The sequence below is a fragment of the Streptomyces sp. NPDC046261 genome (genome assembly GCF_040646235.1).
In the GTDB taxonomy this organism is placed as follows: Bacteria; Actinomycetota; Actinomycetes; order Streptomycetales; family Streptomycetaceae; genus Streptomyces.
Genome location: NZ_JBEYZU010000003.1, coordinates 438531 through 462546 on the forward strand (window position 1 = coordinate 438531; position 24016 = coordinate 462546).

Genomic DNA, 24016 nt, shown 5'->3' on the forward strand with positions numbered 1-24016 from the left:
GACGGTGCCAGGGCCGCGGGCGGCGGGCGTCACCCCGTCGGACCCGCTCCGGCTGCGGGCGGTGCCGGGGGGCAGTGGACTGGGGCCGGGGCATCCGGAGGGTGTGAGGCGATGCGGGAGCGGGCCGGGGTGGTTGTGGTGGGGGTCGTCGTTCTGGCCCTTGTGGCCGGCGGTTGTGTCGCGGGCGGGGGAGGGGGCCGCGAGGGGCGGGCCCCGTCCGTTCCCCCGGCTTCGCGTGAGGGCCGGCAGCGGGGCGTGCCCGCGCTTCCGGCCGGCATCGCCGGGCAGCGACTGGCCTGGGAGGCGTGCTCCACCGAGGACGCCGGCCGGGCCGGCGCCACGCTGCGGCGGGACGCGGACTGCGCCTGGCTCACCGTGCCCGTCGACTACAGCGCGCCCGACGGGCAGAGCATCCGGATCCGCCTGGCGCGCGTGCGGGCCGCGGGGGCGCAGCGGCTCGGGCCACTCGTCTTCAACCCCGGCGGGCCGGGGGAGGCGGGGGCCGCCATGGTCGCGGGCGGGGTGTTCGAAGCCACGTCCCGTGTGATGGGCCGTTACGATCTCGTCGGCTTCGACCCGCGCGGCATCGGGCGCTCGGCACCGCTGAAATGCCCCCAGGGCGCGGGCGGTGACCTCATCCCGCGGACCCGCGAACAGGTGGAGGCCGAGTTCAAGGCGGCCGCCGAGCAGGGCGAGGACTGCCGCAAGGCCGGTGGCGCGCTGCTGGCCCACATGGACACCGTCAGCGTCGCCCGCGACCTGGACGTGCTGCGCGCCGCACTCGGCGAGAGCAGGCTGCACTACCTCGGCATCTCCTACGGCACCTACCTCGGCCAGCACTACGCCCACCTCTTCCCCGGCCGGGTGGGCCGCTTCGTCCTCGACGGCGTCGTGGACCCCGGTACGGACCTGACGCAGACCGCCCGCAACGACGTCACGTCCCTCGACGACAGCTTCGCCAGCTACGCCCGGGCCTGTGCCGCCCTGCACTGCCCCCTCGGCCGGACGCCCGGCGAGATCGTCGCCAGGACCACCGCGTTCGTACGGGACCTCGACGCCCACCCCGTGCCCGCGCCCGAGGGCGGCAGGCTCACCACCGGGCTCGCGGTCCAGGGCATCAGGGCCCCGCTCTACCGGTCCGACCGGTGGCCGGACCTGACCCGGGCGCTGCTCGACGCGATGGCGGGTCGGCCGGGCGCGCTCATCGGCCTCGCCCTGGAACAGGTCCAGGTGCAGGCGGAGACGTCGGAGGGGTCGGAGAAGGCGGGCTCCGGAGGGCGGGCTCCGGTGGACCCCACCATGGCCCGCAACGCCGTCGACTGTCTCGACAAGCCCGGTCCCCGCAGCGCCGCGGAACTCCTCGCCGACCTCGGTGAGTTCGAGAGGACGTCACCGCTGTTCGGCGCCACCGTGGCCACCGCCATGTTCCACTGCGCCGCCTGGCCCCTCGCCCCCACGGGCCGGGCCGAGCCGCTGGCCGCCCCCGGCGCCCCGGCCATGGTCCTGGTCTCCTGGGCCGTCGACCCGGCGACCCCGCTGAGCAACGCCGAGACCGTGCGCGGGAATCTGGGCACCGCTTCCCTCGTCGTCCGCGGCGGCACCGGCCACTCCGCCTACGCCAGCGGCTCGGACTGCACCGACGGGGCCGTGGACGCGTTCCTCGTCGGGGGCAGGCTGCCGCCGCCGAAGGCGGAGTGCAGCGCCTGAGGGGCGGCCGAGCGGCGCCGCTCCCGGCGCACGACGAGCAGCGCGGCGTCGTCGGACAGGACGCCGCCGGTGTAGTCCCGCAGGTCGGCCACCAGCCGGTCCACCAGCGGGTCCGGGGCCAGTTCCGGCATCGTGGCCAGGCGCTCGGCCAGCGGGTAGAAGCGGCCGGAGGCGTCGCGGGCCTCGGTCACCCCGTCGGTGTAGAGGACCAGCAGGTCGCCGGGCGCGAAGGCGAAGTGCAGGAAGTGGTACGGGCCGGCGGCCAGTTCGCGCAGCGCCAGGGGCGGGTCGGGCACCGGCGTCCGTACCTCGCTCACCGTGCCCGCGCGCCACAGCAGCGGCGGCAGGTGACCGCAGTTGACCAGCTCCGTCGGGCCGTCGGCCGCCGGCACCCCCAGCAGGACGGCCGTCACGAACTCCTCGCCGGACCGGCGCCGCAGCACGGTGGCGTCGAGCCGCCGGGCCACCGTGCGCAGCTCCGGCTCGACCTGTGCGGCCTCCCGGAAGGTGCCGAGCACGTCCGCCGCGGTCTCGATGGCCGACAGCCCCTTGCCCCGTACGTCGCCGACGATCAGCCGGGTCCCGTAGGGAGTGGCCAGCACCTCGTACAGGTCGCCGCCCACGCGGGCCTCGGCGGCGGCCGCGAGGTAGCGCACCGCCACCCGCAGCCCGTCGATCCGCTCCGGGAGTGGGCGCAGCAGGGTGCGCTGGGCCGCTTCGGCGACCGAGCGCGAGTGCAGCAGTTCGCGCTCCCGGGTCGAGACGAGGACGACGTTGGCGGTGCTGACGCAGGTGAGGGCCAGCACGGTGGCGCCCGCGGTGAGGTGGACGGCGAACGGGACGCCGGTGTCGGCGATGCCGAGGACGGGGACGAACACGAGGGCGAGCAGGCCCACCGTCAGGGGGACCCGGGCGCGCCGGGTGCCGCCGATGCTGGCGAGCGCGGGGGCGGTGGCGAGGACGGGGGAGAAGGTCAGCTGGGGATTGGTCGCCAGGTCCACCGCCACGGCGGTGGTCAGCAGCGCGTAGGCGGCCGCGACGAGCAGGCGTGCGCTGCGGGGGAGCGGGGGTACCTCGGGCGGCCTCTCGCGACCTGGGTCTCGCTTCATGGTGGTTTCCCACCCTAGGCGGCGGTTGTCCGCCCGCAAGCGGACCGGCCGTGTGGCGCGGCACGTCGGATGGTGGGATGGAACGTCCATATGTCCACGCGGAGGCCGGCCGGCATTGGCGCAAACCGTCTTATGCCCAGAAAAAAGGACATTACTCCATAAAGGTGATCGCCGCCACCTTCGGCGGTGCGGCGCCGACGGGTCGCCGATGATGGCCACTGTGAGCGGCAAGGTGGAGACGCGCGACGTGCTGATCGTCGTGTACGACGGAGTGCAATTGCTGGACGTCGCAGGTCCCTTGGACGTCTTCGGCCGGGCTGCGTCCGAGGCGGAGGCCGGCTACCGGGTGCGCCTGGCCTCGCTGGGCGGCCGGTCCGTGAGCACCTCGGCCGACGCCCACCTGGGCGTCTCGGCGGACCTCGCGCGCGTGCGCAAGCCCCCGGACACGCTCATGGTGGCCGGCGGCCGGGGGTACGCCGAGGCGGCCGCCGACCGCGACCTGGTCCGCCATGTGCGGCGGCTCTCCGCCGGGGCCCGGCGCACGGGTTCGGTGTGCACCGGCGCGTTCGTCCTGGCCGAAGCGGGCCTGCTCGACGGGCGCCGCGCCACGACGCACTGGGCGTTCTGCTCCGAACTGGCCGCCGGCTATCCGGCGGTCACCGTGCAGCCCGACGCCATCTACGTCCGGGACGGCGCCGTCGTCACCTCGGCCGGGGTGACCGCCGGCATCGACCTCACGCTGTCCCTGCTGGAGGACGACTTCGGCCCCGAACTGGCCCGGGCCGTGGCGAAGTTCCTGGTGGTCTTCATGCAGCGGCCGGGCGGTCAGTCCCAGTTCAGCACCTGGATCCGCGGCGAGCCCCCGCTCGGCGGCGCCCTGCGCGAGCTCGTCGAGGCCATCGACGCCCACCCCGCCGACGACCTGTCGGTGCCCGCCCTGGCCGCCCGGCTGGGCATGAGCCGGCGCCACTTCAGCCGGGTGTTCAGCCAGCAGATGGGGACCAGCCCGGGCGCGTACGTCGAACGGGCCCGGGTCGCCGCGGCGCGCGCCCTGCTGGAGAGCACCTCCGACAGCGTCGACACCATCGCCGGACAATGCGGCTTCGGCACGGTCGAGACGATGAGACGCGCGTTCGTGCGCGAGGCCGGCGTCTCGCCGGCCGCCTACCGCGACCGGTTCCGGCGGGGCTGACGCGGATCACTGCGTGCCGGGCACCTTCCGCGTGGTGACCGCGATCCGGTTCCAGGAGTTGATGGTGAAGATGAGCGCGATCAGGTGCGCCAGCTCCTCCTCCCCGAAGTGCCGGGCGGCCCGCTCGTACACCGCGTCGGGCACGAAACCGTCGGTCAGGACGGTCACCGCCTCGGTCAGGTCGAGCGCGGCCCGCTCCTTCTCCGTGTACAGGCCGGCCTCACGCCAGGCGCTGAGCAGATGGATCCGCTCCTCGCTCTCGCCCGCCGCGCGGGCGTCGCGGGTGTGCATGTCCAGGCAGTAGGCGCAGTGGTTGAGCTGCGAGGCGCGGATCTGGACCAGCTCCACGAGGGTCGGGTCCAGGTCGGCCGTCGCGGCCGCGTGCAGGGCGATCATGGCCTTGAAAACCTTGGGGGCGGCCTTGGTGAAGTTCATCCGCTGTGCGGGCTGTGTCATCGTCATGATCGAAACCCTAGACGCGGAATCGGCCTGTCCCATGGTGCAATTCGGGGATGGAATCACAGGTCAATCCGGCGCGGTCGCCGTCGGTGGACGGCGCGGGCGGCGACCTCCACCTGGAGTTGTCCGACGGGCCGGGCGGTCGCCGCGGCGCCCTGATACGCGCACTGCGCGAGGCCGTACGTACGGGAAGGCTCGCGCCCGGCACCCGGCTGCCGCCCTACCGCGCGCTCGCCACCGACCTCGGCCTGGCCCGCAACACCGTCGCCGAGGCCTACGCCGAACTAGTCGCCGAGGGCTGGCTCACGGCCCGGCAGGGCTCCGGCACCCGCGTCGCCCTGCGCGCGGAACCGCCCGCCGGCGGCCGGCCCCGCAGACCCACCACCCCCTCCCGTCCCCGGCGCCCCGCCTACGACCTGGTCCAGGGCACCCCGGACGCCGCCGCCTTCCCCCGCACCGCCTGGCTCGCCTCCGCCCGCCGGGCGCTCACCGCCGCCCCCAACGAGGCGTTCGGCCCCGGCGACCCCCGCGGCCGCCCCGAGCTGCGCCGCGCCCTGGCCGAATACCTCGGCCGCGCCCGGGGCGTACGCGCCGACCCCGACCGCATCGTCGTCTGCTCCGGCTTCGCGGGCGCCCTGCGGCTGCTGGGGCAGGTACTCGAGGGCACGATCGCCGTGGAGTCGTACGGACTGGGCTTCCACCGCTCGCTGCTGACCGCCGCCGGGCTCACCACGGCCACCCTGCCCATCGACGAACACGGCGCGCGCGTCGAGTGCTTGGCGGCCACCGGCGCCCGGACGGCGCTGCTGACCCCCGCGCACCAGTTCCCGACGGGCGGCCCGCTGCACCCCCGGCGGCGGGCGGCGCTCCTGGACTGGGCGTGCGCGCGGGGCGGACTGGTCCTGGAGGACGACTACGACGGCGAGTTCCGCTACGACCGCCAGCCCGTCGGCGCCGTGCAGGGCCTCGACCCGGAACGCGTGGTCTACATCGGCTCGGTCAGCAAAAGCCTCTCGCCGGCGCTGCGCCTGGGCTGGATGGTACTGCCGGGGCACCTGGTGGACGCCGTGCTCACGGTGAAGGGGGAGCGGGAGTCGTGGGCGAGCGCCCTGGAGCAACTGACGCTCGCCGACTTCCTCGCCTCCGGCTCCTACGACCGTCACGTACGCCGCATGCGCCGGCACTACCGCCGCCGGCGCGACCGCCTCGTCGCCGTCCTCGCCGAACGCGCCCCGCACGTACGGATCACCGGCATCGCGGCCGGCCTGCACGCGGTGCTGGGCCTTCCCCCGGGCACCGAACGGACCGTGGTGCGGGCCGCCGCCTGGCAGGGCCTCGCCGTGGAGGGCCTGGGCCTGTACCGCCACGGCGAGGCGACGGGGGTACCGGACGACGGCCTGGTCGTGGGCTACGGCACCCCCGCGGACCACGCCTTCGCGGGCGCGCTGGACGCCCTGTGCGAGGCTCTCCCGCCGCCGGGCTGAGTGGCAGCCCGGCACGCCCCTCCTCGCTTGGTACAGTCGGAAGGACTTTTCAGTGCACCTTACTGACCTGAGGAGACCTGATGGCATCCGACAGCGCCGACATCAAGGCCTGGCTCGACACCGTCACCATCGACCCCGCCGTGCACGCCCTGCGGCCGGACTACCGCGCCCTGGTCCTCGCCGCCGAGGGGCTGCGGCCCGGGCCGAGCGACGAGATGAGCGAGAAGCTGCTGGTCGCGGCCGAGGAGGGGGCCCGGGCGTGGCTCGCGCACACCCCGGCCGAGAACCACCCCCACCTGGCCGCCTGGCGCGAAGCCTTCCGTGCCTTCGGGGCCAAGCCGCAGCGCACCCGCCCCAGCGCGGAGGCGCTGCTGCGCCGGGCGGCGGACGGGCTGCCGCGCGTGGACCGGCTCACCGACCTCTACAACGCGATCTCCGTCGCCCATGTCCTGCCGCTCGGCGGCGAGGACCTCGACCACTACGCGGGCCCGGCGCGCCTGGTCCGCGCCACGGGCGAGGAGGACTTCGAGACGACCGCGGGCGGCGCGGGCGTCGTCGAGCACTGCCCGCCGGGCGAGGTCGTCTGGCGCGACGACGCGGGCGTGACCTGCCGGCGCTGGAACTGGCGCCAGTGCACCCGCACCCGCCTCACCCTCGCCACCACGCGCGCGGTGTTCATCCTCGACGCCCTCGGCCCGCTCGGCGACGCCGAGCTGACCGCCGCCGGGGACGCCCTGACGGAGGCCCTGCTCGCGAGCAGCCCGGGAGCGACGGTCGCCGCGCGCCTGGTGCGCTGACCGCGGCGGCAGGGCACCGGCGCGGCTAGGCCGTCATCGGTTCGCCGGCCGCCGCGTCGAGCCCCTCGACGCACGCGTCGGCAAGGGCGTCCATCGACAGGCCCAGCGCGGACGCCAGGGCCGTGACCGTGAAGAAGGCGGGGGTCGGCGCCCTGCCGGTCTCGATCTTGCGCAAGGTCTCGGCGGACAGCCCGGCCCGGGCCGCCACCTCCACCATGCTGCGCTCGCCACGGGCCTCCCGCAGCAGGGCGCCCAGGCGCTCGCCGCGCTGCCGCTCCCACGGGGTCAGAGGAGTTCTCACCATGCACGTGATACTAATACCGGTATAAGAATTGGTCCGAGCGGCCGGCGATCCCGCCGGACGCACAGGTGGGGAGTCGGTGCAGATGGTGGAGATCAAGACGGACGCGGCGCTGGAGGCCATGCGCGAGGCGGGGCGCGTCGTGGCGCACGCCCTGGCCGCCGTGCAGGACGCCGCCGGGGTCGGCGTCGCGCTGCGCGAGCTGGACGCGGTGGCCCGCGAGGTGCTGGACAAGGCCGGGGCCACCTCGCCCTTCCTCGGCTACCACCCCTCCTTCGCGCCCGTCCCCTTCCCCGCCGTCATCTGCGCCTCGGTCAACGACGCCGTCGTGCACGGCATCCCCGACGGCTACCGGCTGCGCGACGGCGACCTCGTCAGCATCGACTGCGGCGCGGTGCTCGACGGCTGGGCCGGTGACGCCGCCGTCAGCTTCACGGTCGGCACCGCGCGCCCCGCCGACCTGGCCCTGATCGAGACCACCCGGCGGGCGCTCGAGGCCGGCATAGCCGCCGCCGTCGTCGGCAACCGCGTCGGCGACATCTCCCACGCCATCGGCGGCGTGGCCCGCGCCGCCCGCCACGGCCTCCCGGCGAACCTGGGCGGGCACGGCATCGGGCGCCGGATGCACGAGGAGCCCCACGTCCCCAACAGTGGCACGCCGCGCCGCGGATTCCGCCTGCGGCACGGGCTGGTCCTGGCCATCGAGCCGATGCTCATGGCGGGCGGCCGCGACGACTACCGCACGGCTCCCGACGGCTGGACCCTGCGCACCGCCGACGGCAGCCGCGCCGCCCACATCGAGCACACCGTCGCCATCACCGACGACGGGCCGCGCATCCTCACCCTGCCCTGACGCCCGGCCGGGGGGCGACGTAAGACTTTCGTCACCGGATTCGTGGATCCTCCGGGGCCGTGCCGCTGTTCTGAACAGGTGAGAACACAGCACGGCTTCAGGAGGCGGAAATGGGACGCGTACGACGGCTGCTGACCAGGCCCATCGTCATCGCGGCACTGGCACTGGGCACCGTGGCGGTCGCCGTCGGGGTGTACTGGTTCCAGCCGTGGAAGCTGTGGGTGGACGAGACGGTGCGCGAGTCCGCGCCCGTGTCCACCGGCGCGCCGGGCGAGGGGACGCGGACCCTGGCCACCGGCACGCTGATCAGCCATGAGCACACCACCACCGGCACGGTGCGCGTCCTGCGGCTGCCCGACGGCAGCCGCACGCTGCGCCTGGAGGGGCTCGACACCAGCAACGGCCCGGACCTGCGGGTCCTGATCACCGACGCCCCGGTGAAGGAGGGCCGGGCCGGCTGGCACGTCTTCGACGACGGCGCCCACGTCAGCCTCGGGAAGCTCAAGGGCAACAAGGGTGACCAGAACTACGCCCTGCCCGCCGACCTCGACCTCGACCGGTACGGCAGCGTCAGCATCTGGTGCGACCGCTTCGACGTCTCCTTCGGCGCCGCCGCTCTCGCCCGTGCGTGAGGCCCGCGTCAGCCGGCCGTGACGTCCGTCGTCGCGGCCACCGGCGCGGTGCCGGAGACCGTGCAGTTCACGGTCACCCCGAAGACGTGCACCGCCGCGTTCCCGGGGCTGAAGGTCGTGCTGCCGGCGGTGTCCAGCCGCGCGGACGCGGTGCCGCCGGTGAGGGTCACGGTGGAGCCGCTGGGGATGCTGCCGGGGTTGGTGAAGCCGGTCGCCGTCACGCTGCCGGAGCCGGCGCCGCCGATGGCTATCTCCATCTCGCCCGTCACGCTTCTCGCCGGGACGCTGATCGGCACCGTCAGCTGCGTCGTGACCTCCACCGTCAGTTCGGCCGTGCCGCCCTGCGGGACGCTTTCCGGGGCCGCCATGGTGACCCGCAGCGACTGGACGCCGCCGGGGGCGCCGGGGCCGGTGCAGGTGTAGTCGACGGAGACGGGGTCGGCCGCGGCGGGCGGCGCGCCCAGTCCGAGGCCCGCGCTCGCCAGGGCGGCGACGAGGGCCGCGCTCCTCAGGGTGCGTTTGCGGCTGTGCGGACCGGTCGGGGTGTTCATCGTCGTACTCCCTTCCGCCCGGGGCCGGCCTTGTGGGCTGCCGCCCGGTACGAAGAGGTGGGGGCTGATGTGAACACGTCATAAGTTGCACGGGGTGCCGGAGAAGTCAACAGCGCTCAGCCGCCCGCCTGGCCTAGAGTGCGGGCATGGACACAGAGAAGGGAACGGTCCGGGTCGACGCCTGGATCTGGTCCGTGCGGCTCACCAAGACGCGCTCGCTGGCCGGCGCCGCCTGCCGCGCCGGACACGTCCGCATCAACGGCGAACGCGCCAAGCCGGCCCAGATAGTGAAGGCCGGCGACGAGGTACGGCTGCGCCACGCCGGCCGCGAACGGATCGTGGTGGTCAAGCGCCTCGTGCGCAAGCGGGTCGGCCCGCCCGTGGCCGCCGAGTGCTTCCTCGACAACAGCCCGCCGCCGCCCCCGCGCGAGGCCGTCGCGCCCGCCGGTCAGCGCGACCGCGGCACGGGCCGCCCCACCAAGCGCGACCGCCGCGAGATGGAGCAGCTGCGCGGGCGCTGAGCCACGGGCCCGGGCGGCCGACGGGGCCGGAAGCGTGAGAAGAATCGTGTCTGCACCCTGGTGGCGTCGTTATTGCCGACATGACCAAGCGCATCGCAGCCGCCACCGCGCTCAGCGCCGTGGCCCTCATCGTCCCCGCAGGCGCCGTCTCGGCCGCCTCCGCCCCCCAGCCCGCCCCCAACCCCGCCCCCGTCTCCGTACAGTTCTCCGCCCCCGCACCCGACGAGGGCGAGCCCGGCCAGGACGGCCAGGAAGGCCACGACGGCCAGGACCGGGGCGGCCCGGAGGCGCAGGAGGCCCCCTCCCGCGAGGCCAGCGGCCCGCTGGAGCCCGTCCTGGGGCTGGTCCGGCAGGTCACCAGCATCCTGCCGCACTAGAAGACGGTCACGGCGCGGCCGCCAGCCGGTAGCCGCGCTTCGTCACCGTACGGACCACCGGCGCGTACGGTCCCAGAGCCGTGCGCAGCCGGGCCACCGCCGCCTCCACCGCGTGCTCGTCCGGGCGTTGCCCCGGCGGACCGCTCCACACCCGGCGCAGCAGCTCCGTCCGGCTGAGCACCGTACCCGGCCGCTCCGCCAGCGCCCGCAGCACCGCGGCCGGCAGCGGCGGCAGCAACAGCGTCCGCCCGCCCGCCAGGACCGCCGCCCCCTGGAGCACCAGGGGGCCGGCCGGCGTGTCGAGTTCGTGCCGGCAGCGCTCGGCGAGCTCCCGCCCGAGGGTGCGGACCAGCGAACCCAGCCGGCCGCGCTCGGGCCAGACGCACGGCACGTCCGCCCCGAGCAGCGGGCGGGCGCAGATCGGGCCGATGCACACCGGCAGGACGTCGCGCCGCAGCGCGTCGATGACCTCGGCCCGCCGCCCGCACGCCTCGGCGGCGGCCAGGAACGCCTCGACGGCCGGCGCGCTGGTGAACGGCAGCGCGTGGACCTCGCGCCGCGCGGTCTGCTCCGCGAGCCGGCGCACCGCCGCGGGGTCCTCGGGCGGCCCCCACCGGTAGACGGGCACCTCGATGACGACGGCCCCCGCCGCCCGCAGCGCCGCCGTGAACTCCGGCAGCGGCGCCCCGTGTTCCTGCACCGCGATCCGCCGGCCCCGCACGTCGCGGGCCAGCAGCCAGGCCAGGACGTCCTCCAGCGCCTCGGACTCCGGCGCCCAGGTCTCCCGCAGCCCGCACGAGCGCAGCGCGCCCGCCGCCTTCGAGCCCCGGCTGACCAGCACCGCCTCCCCGCACGCCGCCACCAGCCGGCCGCCCGTGCCCCAGCCCTCCGCCGCGCTCATCCAGCCGCGCCAGCCCACCCCGGTCGTGGCCACGACGTAGTCCAGGCCACCGGCGAGGCAGGTCTCGGTGGCCTCGTACAGCAGGGCGTCGTCGCTCATCGGCACCATCCGCAGGGCCGGTGCGGCGACGACGGTGGCACCACGGCGTTCGAGCAGGGCGCACAGCTCGTCACGGCGCCGGTCGGCCGTCACACCCACGGTGAAACCGACCAGCGGCCCCTGCGGCTGTGGCGCGTCCCCCGGTATTGCTGACCTCATGGGCCGAGCGTCGCCGAACGGCGTTAAGGAGCCGTTGCGCGCAGGTCACAGGGGCGTTAGCCGCGCGCCGGCCGCGTGACGTTCCCCGCACATCCGGCGCCGGCCCGGATGCGCACCCTGTGCGCCGCAGGCAACGTGAACGTCGCACAGGCGTAACAGGCGGGCGCGAGGCTTCCGGACATGCCCCTCGCCCCGTCGCCCACCGACACCCACTGCCCCTACTGCTCGCTGCAATGCGGCATGCGCCTGCGCCCCGTGGCGCCGGCCACCCCCGGCGGGCCCGCCGTCGCGGTCGAGGAGCGCCCGGACTTCCCCGTCAACCAAGGTGCCCTGTGCGGCAAGGGGGCCTCGGCCGCGTCCGTCCTGGCCGCCGGGGCCCGGCTCGACGCCCCGCTCGTGCGCGACCGGCGCACCGGACGGCTGCGCGAGGCGAGCTGGCCGCAGGCCCTGGACCGGGCGGCCGAGGGCCTGGCCGCCGCCGCGACCCGCTACGGGCGCGACGCGGTCGGCGTCTTCGGCGGCGGCGGGCTCACCAACGAAAAGGCCTACCTGCTGGGCAAGTTCGCCCGCGTCGTGCTGCGCACCCCGAACATCGACTACAACGGCCGCTTCTGCATGTCCTCGGCCGCCGCCGCCCAGCGCCGGGCCTTCGGCATCGACCGGGGGCTGCCGTTCCCCCTGGCGGACACAGCCCGCACCGGCTGCCTCGTCCTCGTCGGCGCCAACCCCGCCGACACCATGCCGCCCGCCGTGCGCCACCTGCGCGAACTGCGCGAGGCCGGCGGCCGCCTGATCGTCGTCGACCCGCGCCGCACCCGCACCGCGGACCTCGCCGACCTGCACCTGCGGCCCCGTCCCGGCACCGACCTCGCCCTCGCCCTCGGCCTGCTCCACCTCGTCATCGCCGACGGCCGCCTGGACGAGGCGTTCATCGCCACGCGCACCAGCGGCTACGAGCGGGCCCACGCCGCGGCCATGGCGCACTGGCCCGAGCGCGTCGAACACCTCACCGGCGTCCCCGTGGCGCAGCTGCGGCAGGCGGTGGAGCTGTTCTGCGACGCCCCCACCGGCATGGTGCTGACCGCCCGCGGCGGCGAACAGCACAGCAAGGGCGTCGACACGGTCGGCGCGTGGATCAACCTGTGCCTGGCCACCGGCCGGGCCGGCCGCCCCCACAGCGGCTACGGCTGCCTGACCGGGCAGGGCAACGGCCAGGGCGGCCGCGAACACGGCCAGAAGGCCGACCAACTGCCCGGCTACCGCGCCATCGACGACCCTGCCGCCCGGGCCCACGTCGCCGGCGTCTGGGGCGTCGACCCCGACAGCCTCCCCGGCCCCGGCCGCTCCGCCTACGAACTCCTGGACCGCCTCGGCACCGCCGGCGGGGTGCGGGCACTGCTGCTGATGGGCTCCAACCCCGTCGTCTCCGCCCCGCACGCCGGACACGTCACCGAGCGGCTGCGGGCCCTGGACCACCTCGTGGTCTGCGACGTGGTGCTGTCCGAGACCGCCGCGCTGGCCGACGTCGTCCTGCCGTCCGCCCAGTGGGCCGAGGAGGAGGGGACCATGACCAACCTCGAGGGCCGGGTGATCCTGCGCCGGGCCGCACTGGCGCCGCCCCCCGGGGTCCGTACCGACCTGGCCCTCCTGCGCGAGCTGGCCGCCCGCCTGGGCGTCGAGCAGGGGTTCCCGGAGACGGCGCAGGAGGCATTCGAGGAGCTCGGGCGGGCGTCCGCGGGCGGCCAGGCCGACTACTCGGGCATCAGCTACGAGCGGATCGCGGCGGAGGACGGCGTCTTCTGGCCCTGCCCCGCCACCCCCGGCGGGCCGCGCCACCCGGGAACGCCCCGGCTGTTCCTGGACCGCTTCGCCACCCCCGACGGCCGCGCCCGCTTCGCCGACGTCTCCCACCGGCCGGCCGCCGAGGAGCCCGACACCGACTATCCGCTCCACCTCACCACCGGCCGGGTCCTCGCCCAGTACCAGAGCGGCGCCCAGACCCGCCGCACCCCGGAACTCAACCGGGCCGCACCCGGCCCGTTCGTCGAGCTGCACCCGCGCCTCGCGGCACGGCTCGGCGTCGCCGACGGCGACCTGCTGACCGTCACCAGCCGGCGCGGCCGGGCCACCGCCCCCGCCCACGTCACCTCCGCGATCCGGCCCGACACCGTCTTCATGCCCTTCCACTGGCCCGGCGCCGGCAGCGCCAACCTGCTCACCAACCCGGCACTGGACCCCGTCTCGCGCATGCCCGAGTTCAAGGTCTGCGCGGTCCGGGTGGAGAAGGCCCCGACCGGAGAGACGCCATGACACCCCGCACCGCACCCCTGCGCATCGCCGTCGCCGGAGCCGGCATGGCCGCCGCCCGCTTCGCCCACCAAGCGCTCTCGCTCGCCCCGCCCGGCGCACTCGAGGTGACCCTCTACGGCCAGGAGGCCCACGCGCCCTACAACCGCACGCTGCTCACCGGCGTGCTGGCCGGCCACCGCGACCCCGCCGCACCGACGCTGCCGACGGGCGACGCGGTGCTGCGCACGGGAACGGAGGTCGTCGCGTTCGACCCGGCCGCCCGCACCCTGCGCACGGCCACCGGTGAGAGCGCCGGCTACGACGTGCTCGTCCTGGCCACCGGCGCGGAGCCCCGGCTGCCCGGCATCCGCAACCTGCACGCCGGCCCCCGGCCCCTCACCCCCGCCACCGGCCCGGACCCGGCCCCGCGCGGGGCCCTGGGCACCCGCACCCGTACCGCCACCCGACCGGAAGCGGCACGCCCGCTGAAGGACGGCGTCCACACGCTGCGCACCCTCGCCGACTGCGCCCGCCTCGCCGGGGACCTGCCGCGCGCCCGGCGGGCCGTCGTCGTCGGCGGGGGAGTCCTGGGCGTCAGCGCCGCCCAGGCCCTGGCCGCCCGGGGGCTGCCGGTGCACCTGGTGCACCAGGCACCACACCTGATGGAACGTCATCTGGACGCGGGAGCCGCGGCCACCGTACGCCGGGGCCTGGAGGCCCTGGGCGTACGCGTCCACACCGGCCGCGTCCGCGCCCTGCTCGGCGGCGACCGCGTCACCGGCCTCGAGACCGCCGACGGCCCGCTCCTGGAGACCGAACTGGCCGTCCTCGCCTGCGGCACCCGCCCCCGCACCCGCCTCGCCCGCGCCGCCGGCCTGCGCGTACGCACCGGCGTCGTCGTCGACGACACCCTCGCCACGTCCGCGCCCGGCGTCCACGCCATCGGCGACTGCGCCGAACACCGGGGCACCGTCCACGGCCGCGCCGAAGCCGCCTGGGACCAGGCCGACGTGCTCGCCGCCCGGCTGTCCGGGGCCCGCCCCGACGCCCGCTACACCGGATCCGCCGCGCTCCTGCGGCTGAGCGCCGGCCCGCTCCAGGCCCTGGCCCTCGGCGACCACACCGGCCCGGCCGGCCCCGACGCCGACACCGTCCGCCTCGCCGACGCCACCCGCGGCAGCTACAAGAAGCTGGTCCTGCGCGGCAGCGCACTCCTCGGCGCACTCCTCGTCGGCGACCTCGCCACGGCCCCCGACCTCGTCCACGCCTTCGAGCGGAACGAGCCCGTACCCCCCGACCCCCTGCATCTGCTCACCACGGAAGGAGCCACCCCGTGAGGGACACCCGACGGCGACTGGTGCTGGCCGGCCACGGCATGGCCGGCCAGCGCCTCCTCCAGGCGCTCACCGAACGCGCCCCGGGCGCATGGCGGATCACCGTCCTCGCCGAGGAGCCGCGCCCCGCCTACGACCGGGTCCGGCTCACGTCCTGGTTCTCCGGCACCACCGCCGACGAACTCTCGCTGTGGCCGGCCGGCTTCGCCGACGAGCACGGCATCGACCTGCGGCTCGGCGACCCCGCCACCGCCATCGACCGCGCGGCCAGGACCGTCACCACCCGCTCCGGGCGGACGGTGCCCTACGACGCGCTCGTCCTGGCCACCGGATCCCGGCCCTTCGTGCCGCCCGTCCCCGGCCACGACACACCCGGCTGCTTCGTCTACCGCACCATCGAGGACCTCGAGGCCATCCGCGCCCGCGCCGCGCACACCGGCGTCGGAGCCGTCGTCGGCGGCGGCCTGCTCGGCCTGGAGGCCGCCGGAGCCCTGCGGGCCATGGGACTGCGCACCCACGTCGTGGAGTTCGCGCCCCGGCTGATGGCGGTCCAGGTCGACGAGGGCGGCGGCGCCGCGCTGCGCCGCAAGATCGAAGAGCTGGGCGTGCGCGTCCACACCGATGCCGCCGCGCAGTCCGTCGACGCCGGCCCGGACGGCACCGTCCGCTCGATGTCCCTCTCGAACGGCGAGACGCTCGAGACCGGCCTCGTCGTCTTCTCCGCCGGCGTACGCCCCCGCGACGACCTCGCCCGCGCCTGCGGCCTGCCCGTCGGCGAGCGCGGCGGCATCGTCGTCGACGCCGGCTGCCGCACCGCCGACCCCCACATCCTGGCCATCGGCGAATGCGCCCAGGCGGCCGACGGCCGCGTCTACGGCCTGGTCGCCCCCGCCTACGCCATGGCCGAGGCCGCCGCGGCGGAACTCACCGGCGGCAGCGGCACCTTCACCGGCGCCGACCTCGCCACCAAGCTCAAGCTCCTCGGCGTCGACGTCGCCAGCTTCGGCGACGCCCACGGCACCGGCGAGAACACCCTGGACGTGGTCTACGCCAACAGCCGCGACGGCGTGTACAAGAAGCTGGTCGTCGGCGCCGACGGCCGCCTCCTGGGCGGCGTCCTCGTCGGTGACACCGACTCCTTCGACCTGCTGCGCCCGCTCGCCGCGGCGGGCACCCCGCTCACCACACCCCCCGAACAGCTCGTCCTGCCCACCCCCGCGGGCGGCGCCCCGGGCCCCGTGACCCTCCCGGACTCGGCGCTCGTCTGCTCCTGCCACAACGTCTCCAAGGGCGCGATCCGCGCGGCCGTGACCGAGGGCGGCTGCGCGGACGTCGCCGCGGTGAAACGGTGCACCAAGGCCGGCACCGGCTGCGGCTCCTGCGTCAAGATGATCGGCACCATCGTCGGCGACGAACTCGCCGCGAGCGGCGCCGAGGTCGCCCGTGGGCTGTGCGAGCACTTCGCGCACACCAGGGCCGAACTCTTCGAGATCGTACGGGTCAAGAAGGTCACCACCTTCTCCCGCCTCCTCGACGAACACGGCACCGGCGGCGAGGGCTGCGACGTCTGCAAGCCCGCCGTCGGCTCGATCCTCGCCACCCTCAACCCCCAGCTCGGCAACTCCGTCCACATCCTCGACGGCGAACAGGCCGCCCTGCAGGACACCAACGACCACTTCCTCGCCAACCTCCAGCGCAACGGCTCCTACTCCGTCGTCCCCCGCGTCCCCGGCGGCGAGATCACCCCCGAGGGCCTCATCACCATCGGCGAGATCGCCCGCGACTTCGGCCTCTACACCAAGATCACCGGCGGTCAGCGCATCGACATGTTCGGCGCGACCGTCGACCAGCTGCCCCTGATCTGGCGCCGGCTCGTCGACGCCGGCTTCGAGTCCGGCCACGCCTACGGCAAGTCCCTGCGCACCGTGAAGTCCTGCGTCGGCCAGACCTGGTGCCGCTACGGCGTCCAGGACTCCGTCGCGCTCGCCATCGAGCTCGAACTGCGCTACCGCGGCCTGCGCTCCCCGCACAAGATCAAGGCCGCCGTCAGCGGCTGCGCCCGCGAGTGTGCCGAGGCACAGAGCAAGGACTTCGGCGTCATCGCCACCTCCGCCGGCTGGAACCTCTACGTCGGCGGCAACGGCGGCATGACCCCGCGCCACGCCGACCTCCTCCTCACCGACGCCGACCACGACACGCTCATCCGCACCATCGACCGCTTCCTGATGTTCTACATCCGCACCGCCGACCGCCTGGAGCGCACCGCCCCCTGGATCGAACGCATGGAGGGCGGCCTGGACCACCTGCGGGCCGTCGTCATCGACGACTCCCTGGGCATCTGCGCCGAACTCGACGCGCTGATGGACCGGCACACCAGGACCTACGAGGACGAGTGGCGCGCCACGCTGGAGGACCCCGAACGGCTGCGCCGCTTCGTGTCGTTCGCCAACGCCCCCGGCACCCCGGACCCCACCGTGCGCTTCACGCCCGAGCGCGGCCAGATCCGCCCGGCACGCGAGCACGAGGCGGTGGCGGCGCTGTGACCACGTTCGTCGAGGTGCGGGTCCAGGGACGCTGGACCCCGGTGTGCGCCTACAGCGACCTGCTGCCCGGGCGTGGCACGGCCGTGCTCGTGGACGGCCGGCAGATCGCCCTGTTCCGTAACCGCGCGGGCCGGGTGTACGCGGTGGGCAACCGCGATCCGTTCAGCGGCGCCCAGGTCATCTCGCGCGGCCTGCTGGGCAGCCGCGGGCCGGTGCCGGTGGTGATCTCGCCCATGTACAAGCAGGCCTTCGACCTGCGGACGGGCGCCTGCCTGGACGAGGAGTCCGCGCCGCTGCCCGTATGGCGGGTGCGCCTCACAGCGCCCCCGGCACCGTGTGCGGGAGATGTTGCACCGCCGACCGGGAACGCACACCGGCCGGAAACCGCCCGTTCGTAGCCTCGCACAGTGACCACGAACCCCGCCCTCACCGCCCTGGCGCCCCCGCCGCCCGCCGCAGCGCGGCCCCGCCACATCGACGACTGGCGGCCGGAGGACCCCCACTTCTGGGAGGCCACCGGCGCCCGCACAGCCCGCCGCAACCTCGTCTACTCCGTGCTCTGCGAGCACATCGGCTTCTCCGTCTGGAGCCTGTGGTCGGTCCTGGTGCTCTTCCTGGGCCCCGAGTACGGCATCGACCCCGCCGGCAAGTTCCTGCTCACGGCGGTGCCGACCCTGGTCGGCGCCGCCCTGCGGCTGCCCTACACCGTCGCCGTGACGGTCTTCGGCGGCCGCACCTGGACCATCGTCAGCGCGCTCGCCCTGCTGATCCCCACCGGCCTCATCGTCTACGTCCTCGAGCCCGGCGTCTCCTATACGACGCTGCTGGTCGTGGCGGCCGTGGCCGGGCTGGGCGGCGGCAACTTCGCCTCCTCGATGGCCAACATCAACGCCTTCTACCCGCAGCACCTCAAGGGCCGCGCGCTGGGCGTCAACGCGGGCGGCGGCAACCTCGGCGTCCCGGCCGTCCAGCTGCTCGGCCTGCTGGTCCTGGCCACCGCCGGCGCCGCCCACCCCCGGCTCGTACCGCTCGTCTACCTCCCGCTGATCGTGCTGGCGGCGCTCGCCGCGATCCTGCGCATGGACAACCTGCCGCGTACGCGGCCCGCCGGGCGCCCGCTGCGGGAGGTGTGCCGCGACCGCCACGCCTGGGTGATGTCGGTGCTCTACATCGGCACGTTCGGCTCGTTCATCGGCTTCGGCTTCGCGTTCGGGCAGGTCCTGCTGGTGCAGTTCCCCGGTGACTTCCCGACGCCGGTGCGGGCCGCGGCCCTGACGTTCCTCGGTCCGCTGCTGGGCTCGCTCGTGCGGCCCGTGGGCGGCATCCTGGCCGACCGGTGGGGAGGCGCCCGCGTCACCTTCTGGAACTTCCTGGCCATGGCGGCGAGCACCGTGCTCGTCCTGCTGGCCTCGCACGAGGGCTCGCTGCCGCTGTTCCTGGCCGGCTTCGTGCTGCTCTTCGTCTTCAGCGGCATCGGCAACGGCTCGACGTACAAGATGATCCCCGCCATCTTCCGCCGCACGGCCCGGCGCTGGACCCGCGAGGGCATGGCCGAGGAGGCGGCCCTGGACCGCTCCCATCAGCACGCGAACGCCCTGATGGGCATCGCCGGGGCGGTCGGCGGCCTCGGCGGCGTCCTGATCAACCTCGCGTTCCGTCAGGCGTTCCAGGCCCAGGGCACGGGCGAGGCGGCGTACGCGGCCTTCCTCGGCCTGTACGTGCTGTGCCTGGCCCTGACCTGGGCCGTCTACCTGCGCGGTGGCACGCGCCGCGTCTGAGGCCGGCCCGCAACCGGCACGGCCCTCGCCCCGGCGCCGCCGCGCGGCCCGGGGCGGGGCGTATCAGGCGCCGGGGGAGGCGATCAGCGCGGTGCCGACGCGGCGGAAGCCGGCCCTGGCGTAGACGCGGGCGACCGACTCGTCGCCCGCCGAAAGGAAGACCGTCCGCATGCCCCGGGACCGGGCGTCGGCGACCAGCGCCGCGGTGAGGGCGAGGCCCAGGCCGCGGCGGCGGGCGGCGGGCAGGGTGCCGATGCCGACGAGCTCGCTGACCGCGCCGGCCGGCTGGTGCTGGCCCGCGCACAGCGGCGTGCCGTTCTCCGTGGCCAGCGCGACCGCGGTCAGGCCGGCGCGGACGCGGGAGGCGATCTGCCCGACCGTACCGTCGGCGACGAGCGTCCGCTCCACCGCGGCCACCGCCTCCGGGCCCGCGGTGCCGACGCCCGTGCCGGGCTCGCCGAAGGCGACGAACGGCACGGCGACCGCCGCCGCCAGGGCCGGGTCGTCCGCGCCCACCACGCGCACCGACACCCCGTCACCGGCCGCCGCGGGCAGGCCCGTCAGAGTGGCGGCGTCGTCCAACGCCATCAGGGGGTGCTCGCGCACCACGAGCCCCGCCTCCTCGGCGGCCGCGCGCAGCGCCGGTGTGGTCTCCGCGACCCACTCGAAGCTCTCGGGCAGGCCCAGTTCGCGCTGGCGGGCCCGTACCCGCAGCACATCGGCGGCCGTCACCGCGGCACCCCGTCGGCCCAGGGCGGGGCGGCCGTAGAACGGCCAGCCGCGGCCCTCGCGGACGAAGAGGGTCAGTGGCCCGAAGTCCTCGGCGCGGGCCACGCTGCGGGGCACGGCGTCGTAGTACTCCTCGATCCGGTCGAGGAGGGAGCGCCGGGCGGGGTCGGAATGGTCCATATGGGTCACGCGCCGCATCCAACACCACGGCACGACCCGGCGGCCACCGGATAAGCGGAGCCCCGCGCGCGCCGGGGACACGGGCGGCCACGAAAATCATGGGATTTCCGTTCCCCGTGGGGAACCATCAGCTGTGGAAGGCGCTCTCTGGGACCAGAGGCGTACGGATGTGCGGGACCAACCCATAGGCGGGGGCGGTACATGACGCGAAAAGTCGCACAACAGCGGTCGTCGAGGGCGCGGAAGGCCGCCGTCAGAACGATGACGGCGCTCGCGGCCGGGCTGGCGCTCACCGTGGGCGCGGCGGCGCCGGGGCAGGCGGCCCCGGGCCGCGCGCAGGACCAGCCCAGTTGTGACACCCCCGCCGCGCGCGGCACGTCCACGCCCGCCGCACCGGCGCAACCACCCGAGGCCGCGCCCGCACCGGCGCCCGCCGGGACCGCGGCGCAGAAGATCTCCTACAGCGTGGACTCCCAACTGCCCATCGGCCTGTGGTCGTCCTCCGCCGTCACCCTGCGCACGCCCGTCACCAAGGGCAAGATCCGGCTGGACGTCAGCAGCCGCGGCTTCAGCACCGACTCCCTCACGGTGCAGCGCTACGACACCGCCACCCGGCGCTGGGTCGACCTGGACTCCGCTCCCGGCGGCGGCAGCAGCTGGCCCACCCGCGCCACCCTCACCTTCCCCGTCAGCGCCAAGGGCGCCGACGCCAAGCACCCGCACACCGTCGCGCTGCGGCTGCAGGACCTCGACCGGCCCGGCACCCTCACCGTCGCCGCCTCCGTCGAGGACGGCCGCGGCCACACCTACCGCGCACCCGCCCGCACCACCACCGCCACCCGGCCCAAGGTCACCGTCAGCCGCTGGCAGCACGGCACCGCCCTGACCCGCGGGGGCTCCGCGCGCACCGTGACGGTCACGGTGAAGAACACCACCAACCGCGCCTACCCGGCGCTCGGCGCCTCCTACTTCGCCTACGGCGTCGGTAAGACGCGCGCCCTGGAACCCAAGGACCTGACGCTGCGCCAGCACCGGTCCGGCCGCGGCTGGGAGCGCGTCGCGCTGGTCGCCGGCGGCTGCGACCCGGGCATGAGCGCCGCACTGCGCCCGGTGGCCGTGTCGCCGCTCGCGCCCGGTGCCACCGCCGTGTACCGCCTGAAGGTCGCCGTGGCCCGGACCGCACCGCGCGATGTGGACCGCGCGGACGCGGGGGTCACGGTGAGCAACGGTGACATGTCCTTCTTCTCCAAGGATCTGCCGTTCACGATCCGGGGCGGGAAGCGCACGTAGCCGCGTGCACCGCCACGACGGCCGTCCGCCCCTGCCGACGGCCGTCGTGGAAGCCCGTGTGTCCGCTGTGTGAAGCCTGGATCCGACCCGCTTGTCAACAATGGCGGATGGCGGTTTGATGAGGCTCACGACATGTACACCTCCGGGTAAGGGCGGCCGATGACCAGCGGTGACCGAGTACCTCGCCAGGGCGACCGGCCACTGCTGCGCAAATTCGACCAGCGGCTCAACGAGCTGATCGCCGCCATCTACCCCGACGAGCGCAAGCGCCCGGGGTACGCCCGGCTCGCCAAGGAGATCCGGGAGACCACCGGCGGCACGATCTCCGGCACGTATCTGTGGGAGCTGGCCACCGGCAAGAAGCGCAACGTCACCCTGGAACAGCTCGACGTGCTCGCGGAGTTCTTCGGGGTGCCGCCCGAGTACTTCCTCAGCGAGGAGGTCGCCGAGCGGGTCAACGCCCAGCTCGCGCTGGCCATCGCGCTGCGGGACACCCGGGTGCGCAACCTCGCCCTGCGGGCGGACGGGCTCTCCGCGGCGACGTTGGACGCCCTGCTGGCCATGGTCAACGAGGCCCGCAAGGTGCAGAACCTCTCCAGCGTGGAGACCGGCGGCGACGACGCCCCCTAGCCGGGAGCCACGGGCGGCCGGGGCCGCCCGTGGCGCGCGGTGTCAGCGCTTGGGCGTGTTCGCCGCGGTGACGTTCACCGCGGCCCAGGACTTGTCCACGGTCTTGTACTCCGTGCTGGTCGCGCCGTAGATGTCGGCGGCGGCCTGCAGGGTGGCGGTGCGGGCCTCGTGGAAGTCGGTCGTGGAGACCATGTAGCGGGTCAGGGCGCGGTAGAAGATCTGCTCGGCCTTGGCCCGGCCGATGCCGGTCACCGTCGAGCCGTCGTGGGTGGGGGAGTCGTAGGCGACGCCGCCGACCGTCTTCTTGCCGCTGCCCTCGGCCAGGAGGTAGAAGGCGTGCGAGGAGACGCCGGAGCCGGCGTGGACCTCGCGGTCGTAGGAGCCCTCGTCCCAGTAGTCGACGGTGCCCTCGAGGGTGTCGAGGGAGGGCTTGTCCAGGCGGCGCAGGAACGTCTGCTGCAGGCCCAGCTTCTCGCCCAGCAGGTAGTTCGGCGGGTTCGCGGTGTTGTTGGTCGCGAACTCCACGCCGGTGCCGAAGATGTCGGCGAAGGACTCGTTGAGGGCGCCGGCCTCGCCGTACTGGTTGCCCGCCTCGTCCACGCGCGTGGGCTCGAAGTTCGCGGTGGCCTCGATGACGCCGTGGCTGAGCTCGTGGCCGGTGACGTCCAGTGCGACGAGCGGCTGCTTGAACGTTTCGCCGTCCCCGTCGCCGTACAGCATGCAGGCGCAGTCGGGGGACCAGAAGGCGTTGCCGACCTTGTCGCCGTAGTGGACGAGGGCGCGCGGGCCCGCGCCGTCGTTCTTGATGCCGTTGCGGGCGAACGTCTTCTTGTAGTAGTCGAAGGTGCTCGTGATGCCGTACTGGGCGTCGACCGCCGCGCTGGCGGGGTCCGCGGCGGTGCCGTTGCCCCACTTGTTGTCGGTGTCGGTGAAGGTCTTGCCGCTCGCGAAGGTCTCGAGCTCCTTCTTGCCCGCGTCCCTGGTCTCGCCGTTGCCGCGCCCGGGGTCCTTGAGGGTGAAGGAGTTCTTCGCGGTCTGCGTGGTGATCAGCGGCACGCCGCCCGCGAAGATGGAGGCGCCCGTGCCGTTCGCCGGCGCCGGGAAGGAGCCCGCGGCGGGCTTGGCCGGGCCGGGGGTGGCGGTCCTGGGAGTGCGCGGGGCGGCCTGCTGTCCGCCGGCGCGCAGGGTGGACTTCAGCCGCGGCGAGATGAACGCGTCGCTGTGCGGGGTGCTGCTGATGACCTTGCCGGAGGCGGCGTCGACGACCACCGACCGCGCGGTGCCCGCCTCGGCGTCGCGGCTGCCGGTGACGGTCACCCGGTAGGCCAGCACGGCGTCCTCGGCGCGGGCGTCCACGACGAGTTCGGCCCGGCCGGCGGTGCCGCCCGCCGACGCGGCGGCCTTGGCGGCGGCCTGAGGGGCGGTCAGCTTCGGCGCGACGGTCGGGACGGAGACCTGGTGCTTGGTCGCCCGGGTCGCGCCGAGGTAGGCGTTCTTGCGGTCGAGGTGGACGACGAGGTCGCCGCCGATCACGGTGACACCGCGGTGCGCCCGCTCGAACCGGACGTGCCGCTTGCCCTCCGGGTCGACGAGGGTGTCCTTGACGTTCAGGGTGTCCGACGCGGCGACGCCGGTGTCCTTCGCGTGGGCGAGGGCGGCGGCACGGGCCGCCTTCACGATGTCCGCGGGGGACGCCGCCGAAGTCTTCGTCGCGCCGAGGGCGGTGGCCGAGGCCGGGGCGGCCAGGGTGGCCGCGGCGGCGACCGCGACGGCGGCCGCGACGAGACGTCTGCGGGAAGAGGCCGATATGGAGGATGTGGGGGAAGTACGCACTCTCAGCGCCCTTTGTCATGGGGGCGGTTCGGGCATGCCCGCGCCGCCCGCGTGCACGCGGTGCGAGACGGCAGCACCGCGGGAACCTGCGGTCCCGCGAATGACCATGCAGGTATTGGCATGCGCATGAAAAGAGCAAAAGGTGGAAATATCCGAACAGTTGATGCATTTTTTACAAATGATCAACGGGCCGTGACCGGAAGGCGACAACGTGTCCCACCGGCAGGCAAGACGGGGCAACCTCCCCCGGAGTTGCCCCGGTTGGAGA

22 protein-coding genes are annotated in these 24016 nt (G+C 74.8%); 15 read left to right on the forward strand and 7 right to left on the reverse strand.

Going from position 1 to position 24016, the window contains the following annotated elements; translation table 11 throughout:
• Positions 1-255 precede the first annotated feature (255 nt).
• Positions 256-1707, forward strand: coding sequence for an alpha/beta hydrolase (locus ABZ956_RS08770; RefSeq protein ID WP_361889027.1), 1452 nt, complete (start codon positions 256-258; stop codon positions 1705-1707).
• On the opposite strand, the gene ABZ956_RS08775 is transcribed toward ABZ956_RS08770, so the two are convergent.
• Positions 1614-2816 carry a PP2C family protein-serine/threonine phosphatase gene (locus tag ABZ956_RS08775; protein ID WP_361889029.1) on the reverse strand — a complete coding sequence of 401 codons (1203 nt, stop codon included), beginning with the start codon at positions 2814-2816 and terminating at the stop codon, positions 1614-1616. The genes ABZ956_RS08770 and ABZ956_RS08775 overlap by 94 nt on opposite strands.
• Before the next feature lie 211 nt (positions 2817-3027).
• On the opposite strand from ABZ956_RS08775, the gene ABZ956_RS08780 reads away from it, so the two are divergent.
• A complete protein-coding gene (locus tag ABZ956_RS08780) occupies positions 3028-4008 on the forward strand; it encodes a GlxA family transcriptional regulator (RefSeq protein WP_361889418.1) in 981 nt (326 codons plus the stop codon).
• A gap of 6 nt (positions 4009-4014) precedes the next feature.
• On the opposite strand, the gene ABZ956_RS08785 is transcribed toward ABZ956_RS08780, so the two are convergent.
• A complete protein-coding gene (locus ABZ956_RS08785) occupies positions 4015-4470 on the reverse strand; it encodes a carboxymuconolactone decarboxylase family protein (protein ID WP_361889032.1) in 456 nt (151 codons plus the stop codon).
• Positions 4471-4520: 50 nt separating this feature from the next.
• Between ABZ956_RS08785 and ABZ956_RS08790 the strand changes: the two genes are divergently transcribed.
• The gene (locus tag ABZ956_RS08790) at positions 4521-5951 is read left to right on the forward strand and encodes a PLP-dependent aminotransferase family protein (protein ID WP_361889034.1); all 1431 of its coding nucleotides are present in this window, start codon (positions 4521-4523) and stop codon (positions 5949-5951) included.
• Between the two features lie 80 nt (positions 5952-6031).
• Positions 6032-6748 (forward strand): phenylalanine--tRNA ligase beta subunit-related protein, encoded by a 717-nt coding sequence (locus tag ABZ956_RS08795; protein ID WP_361889036.1) that lies wholly within the window; start codon positions 6032-6034, stop codon positions 6746-6748.
• A 25-nt stretch (positions 6749-6773) separates the two neighbouring features.
• Here the strand turns inward: ABZ956_RS08795 and ABZ956_RS08800 are convergent, their stop codons facing one another.
• Entirely contained in the window at positions 6774-7052 is a 279-nt protein-coding gene (locus tag ABZ956_RS08800) for a helix-turn-helix transcriptional regulator (RefSeq protein ID WP_361889039.1), read from the reverse strand.
• Between the two features lie 82 nt (positions 7053-7134).
• Here ABZ956_RS08800 and map point away from each other — a divergent pair, with 82 nt between their 5' ends.
• Together map and ABZ956_RS08810 are read left to right on the forward strand one after the other, a co-directional pair.
• Positions 7135-7902 (forward strand): type I methionyl aminopeptidase, encoded by a 768-nt coding sequence (map, locus tag ABZ956_RS08805; protein ID WP_361889041.1) that lies wholly within the window; start codon positions 7135-7137, stop codon positions 7900-7902.
• 110 nt (positions 7903-8012) lie between these two features.
• Complete coding sequence (locus ABZ956_RS08810; protein ID WP_361889044.1) at positions 8013-8534, forward strand: DM13 domain-containing protein; 522 nt, start codon at positions 8013-8015, stop codon at positions 8532-8534.
• 8 nt (positions 8535-8542) lie between these two features.
• Here the strand turns inward: ABZ956_RS08810 and ABZ956_RS08815 are convergent, their stop codons facing one another.
• Positions 8543-9085, reverse strand: a complete 543-nt coding sequence (locus tag ABZ956_RS08815; RefSeq protein WP_361889047.1) for a hypothetical protein — start codon at positions 9083-9085, stop codon at positions 8543-8545.
• Between the two features lie 146 nt (positions 9086-9231).
• Here ABZ956_RS08815 and ABZ956_RS08820 point away from each other — a divergent pair, with 146 nt between their 5' ends.
• Together ABZ956_RS08820 and ABZ956_RS08825 are read left to right on the forward strand one after the other, a co-directional pair.
• Positions 9232-9606, forward strand: a complete 375-nt coding sequence (locus tag ABZ956_RS08820) for an RNA-binding S4 domain-containing protein (protein WP_361889049.1) — start codon at positions 9232-9234, stop codon at positions 9604-9606.
• An 80-nt stretch (positions 9607-9686) separates the two neighbouring features.
• A complete protein-coding gene (locus tag ABZ956_RS08825) occupies positions 9687-9983 on the forward strand; it encodes a hypothetical protein (protein WP_361889051.1) in 297 nt (98 codons plus the stop codon).
• 7 nt (positions 9984-9990) lie between these two features.
• Here the strand turns inward: ABZ956_RS08825 and ABZ956_RS08830 are convergent, their stop codons facing one another.
• Positions 9991-11142, reverse strand: coding sequence for a uroporphyrinogen-III synthase (locus tag ABZ956_RS08830; protein ID WP_361889053.1), 1152 nt, complete (start codon positions 11140-11142; stop codon positions 9991-9993).
• A gap of 180 nt (positions 11143-11322) precedes the next feature.
• Here ABZ956_RS08830 and ABZ956_RS08835 point away from each other — a divergent pair, with 180 nt between their 5' ends.
• The 5 genes from ABZ956_RS08835 to ABZ956_RS08855 are packed head-to-tail and all read left to right on the forward strand — an operon-like array spanning position 11323 to position 19086.
• Positions 11323-13452 carry a molybdopterin oxidoreductase family protein gene (locus ABZ956_RS08835; protein ID WP_361889056.1) on the forward strand — a complete coding sequence of 710 codons (2130 nt, stop codon included), beginning with the start codon at positions 11323-11325 and terminating at the stop codon, positions 13450-13452.
• Positions 13449-14768 carry an FAD-dependent oxidoreductase gene (locus tag ABZ956_RS08840; protein WP_361889059.1) on the forward strand — a complete coding sequence of 440 codons (1320 nt, stop codon included), beginning with the start codon at positions 13449-13451 and terminating at the stop codon, positions 14766-14768. The genes ABZ956_RS08835 and ABZ956_RS08840 overlap by 4 nt, the downstream gene beginning before the upstream one ends.
• 38 nt (positions 14769-14806) lie before the next feature.
• Positions 14807-17308 (forward strand): nitrite reductase large subunit NirB, encoded by a 2502-nt coding sequence (nirB, locus tag ABZ956_RS08845; protein ID WP_361889421.1) that lies wholly within the window; start codon positions 14807-14809, stop codon positions 17306-17308.
• A gap of 14 nt (positions 17309-17322) precedes the next feature.
• Positions 17323-17706, forward strand: coding sequence for a nitrite reductase small subunit NirD (gene nirD / locus ABZ956_RS08850; RefSeq protein ID WP_361889423.1), 384 nt, complete (start codon positions 17323-17325; stop codon positions 17704-17706).
• Positions 17707-17742: 36 nt separating this feature from the next.
• Positions 17743-19086: a nitrate/nitrite transporter gene (locus ABZ956_RS08855; protein WP_361889425.1), complete on the forward strand. Its 1344-nt coding sequence runs from the start codon at positions 17743-17745 to the stop codon at positions 19084-19086.
• A gap of 63 nt (positions 19087-19149) precedes the next feature.
• On the opposite strand, the gene ABZ956_RS08860 is transcribed toward ABZ956_RS08855, so the two are convergent.
• Positions 19150-19995: a GNAT family N-acetyltransferase gene (locus ABZ956_RS08860; protein WP_361889428.1), complete on the reverse strand. Its 846-nt coding sequence runs from the start codon at positions 19993-19995 to the stop codon at positions 19150-19152.
• Positions 19996-20256: 261 nt separating this feature from the next.
• Here ABZ956_RS08860 and ABZ956_RS08865 point away from each other — a divergent pair, with 261 nt between their 5' ends.
• Together ABZ956_RS08865 and ABZ956_RS08870 are read left to right on the forward strand one after the other, a co-directional pair.
• On the forward strand, positions 20257-21285 hold the full coding sequence (locus ABZ956_RS08865; protein ID WP_361889062.1) for a hypothetical protein: 1029 nt from the start codon (positions 20257-20259) through the stop codon (positions 21283-21285).
• Between the two features lie 159 nt (positions 21286-21444).
• Positions 21445-21915, forward strand: coding sequence for a hypothetical protein (locus ABZ956_RS08870; protein WP_361889065.1), 471 nt, complete (start codon positions 21445-21447; stop codon positions 21913-21915).
• A 42-nt stretch (positions 21916-21957) separates the two neighbouring features.
• Here ABZ956_RS08870 and ABZ956_RS08875 read toward each other — a convergent pair whose 3' ends face one another.
• Positions 21958-23748 carry a M4 family metallopeptidase gene (locus ABZ956_RS08875; RefSeq protein ID WP_361889068.1) on the reverse strand — a complete coding sequence of 597 codons (1791 nt, stop codon included), beginning with the start codon at positions 23746-23748 and terminating at the stop codon, positions 21958-21960.
• Between the last annotated feature and the right edge of the window lie 268 nt (positions 23749-24016).

What these genes read in the sequence shown, in the direction of transcription:
- ABZ956_RS08775 (WP_361889029.1), bottom strand. Translation starts at nt 2,816, where the DNA reads ATGAAGCGAGACCCAGGTCGCGAGAGGCCGCCCGAGGTACCCCCGCTC.
- ABZ956_RS08780 (WP_361889418.1), top strand. Translation starts at nt 3,028, where the DNA reads ATGGCCACTGTGAGCGGCAAGGTGGAGACGCGCGACGTGCTGATCGTC.
- ABZ956_RS08785 (WP_361889032.1), bottom strand. Translation starts at nt 4,470, where the DNA reads ATGACGATGACACAGCCCGCACAGCGGATGAACTTCACCAAGGCCGCC.
- ABZ956_RS08790 (WP_361889034.1), top strand. Translation starts at nt 4,521, where the DNA reads ATGGAATCACAGGTCAATCCGGCGCGGTCGCCGTCGGTGGACGGCGCG.
- ABZ956_RS08795 (WP_361889036.1), top strand. Translation starts at nt 6,032, where the DNA reads ATGGCATCCGACAGCGCCGACATCAAGGCCTGGCTCGACACCGTCACC.
- ABZ956_RS08800 (WP_361889039.1), bottom strand. Translation starts at nt 7,052, where the DNA reads ATGGTGAGAACTCCTCTGACCCCGTGGGAGCGGCAGCGCGGCGAGCGC.
- map (WP_361889041.1), top strand. Translation starts at nt 7,135, where the DNA reads ATGGTGGAGATCAAGACGGACGCGGCGCTGGAGGCCATGCGCGAGGCG.
- ABZ956_RS08810 (WP_361889044.1), top strand. Translation starts at nt 8,013, where the DNA reads ATGGGACGCGTACGACGGCTGCTGACCAGGCCCATCGTCATCGCGGCA.
- ABZ956_RS08815 (WP_361889047.1), bottom strand. Translation starts at nt 9,085, where the DNA reads ATGAACACCCCGACCGGTCCGCACAGCCGCAAACGCACCCTGAGGAGC.
- ABZ956_RS08820 (WP_361889049.1), top strand. Translation starts at nt 9,232, where the DNA reads ATGGACACAGAGAAGGGAACGGTCCGGGTCGACGCCTGGATCTGGTCC.
- ABZ956_RS08825 (WP_361889051.1), top strand. Translation starts at nt 9,687, where the DNA reads ATGACCAAGCGCATCGCAGCCGCCACCGCGCTCAGCGCCGTGGCCCTC.
- ABZ956_RS08830 (WP_361889053.1), bottom strand. Translation starts at nt 11,142, where the DNA reads ATGAGGTCAGCAATACCGGGGGACGCGCCACAGCCGCAGGGGCCGCTG.
- ABZ956_RS08835 (WP_361889056.1), top strand. Translation starts at nt 11,323, where the DNA reads ATGCCCCTCGCCCCGTCGCCCACCGACACCCACTGCCCCTACTGCTCG.
- ABZ956_RS08840 (WP_361889059.1), top strand. Translation starts at nt 13,449, where the DNA reads ATGACACCCCGCACCGCACCCCTGCGCATCGCCGTCGCCGGAGCCGGC.
- nirB (WP_361889421.1), top strand. Translation starts at nt 14,807, where the DNA reads ATGGCCGGCCAGCGCCTCCTCCAGGCGCTCACCGAACGCGCCCCGGGC.
- ABZ956_RS08860 (WP_361889428.1), bottom strand. Translation starts at nt 19,995, where the DNA reads ATGGACCATTCCGACCCCGCCCGGCGCTCCCTCCTCGACCGGATCGAG.
- ABZ956_RS08865 (WP_361889062.1), top strand. Translation starts at nt 20,257, where the DNA reads ATGACGGCGCTCGCGGCCGGGCTGGCGCTCACCGTGGGCGCGGCGGCG.
- ABZ956_RS08870 (WP_361889065.1), top strand. Translation starts at nt 21,445, where the DNA reads ATGACCAGCGGTGACCGAGTACCTCGCCAGGGCGACCGGCCACTGCTG.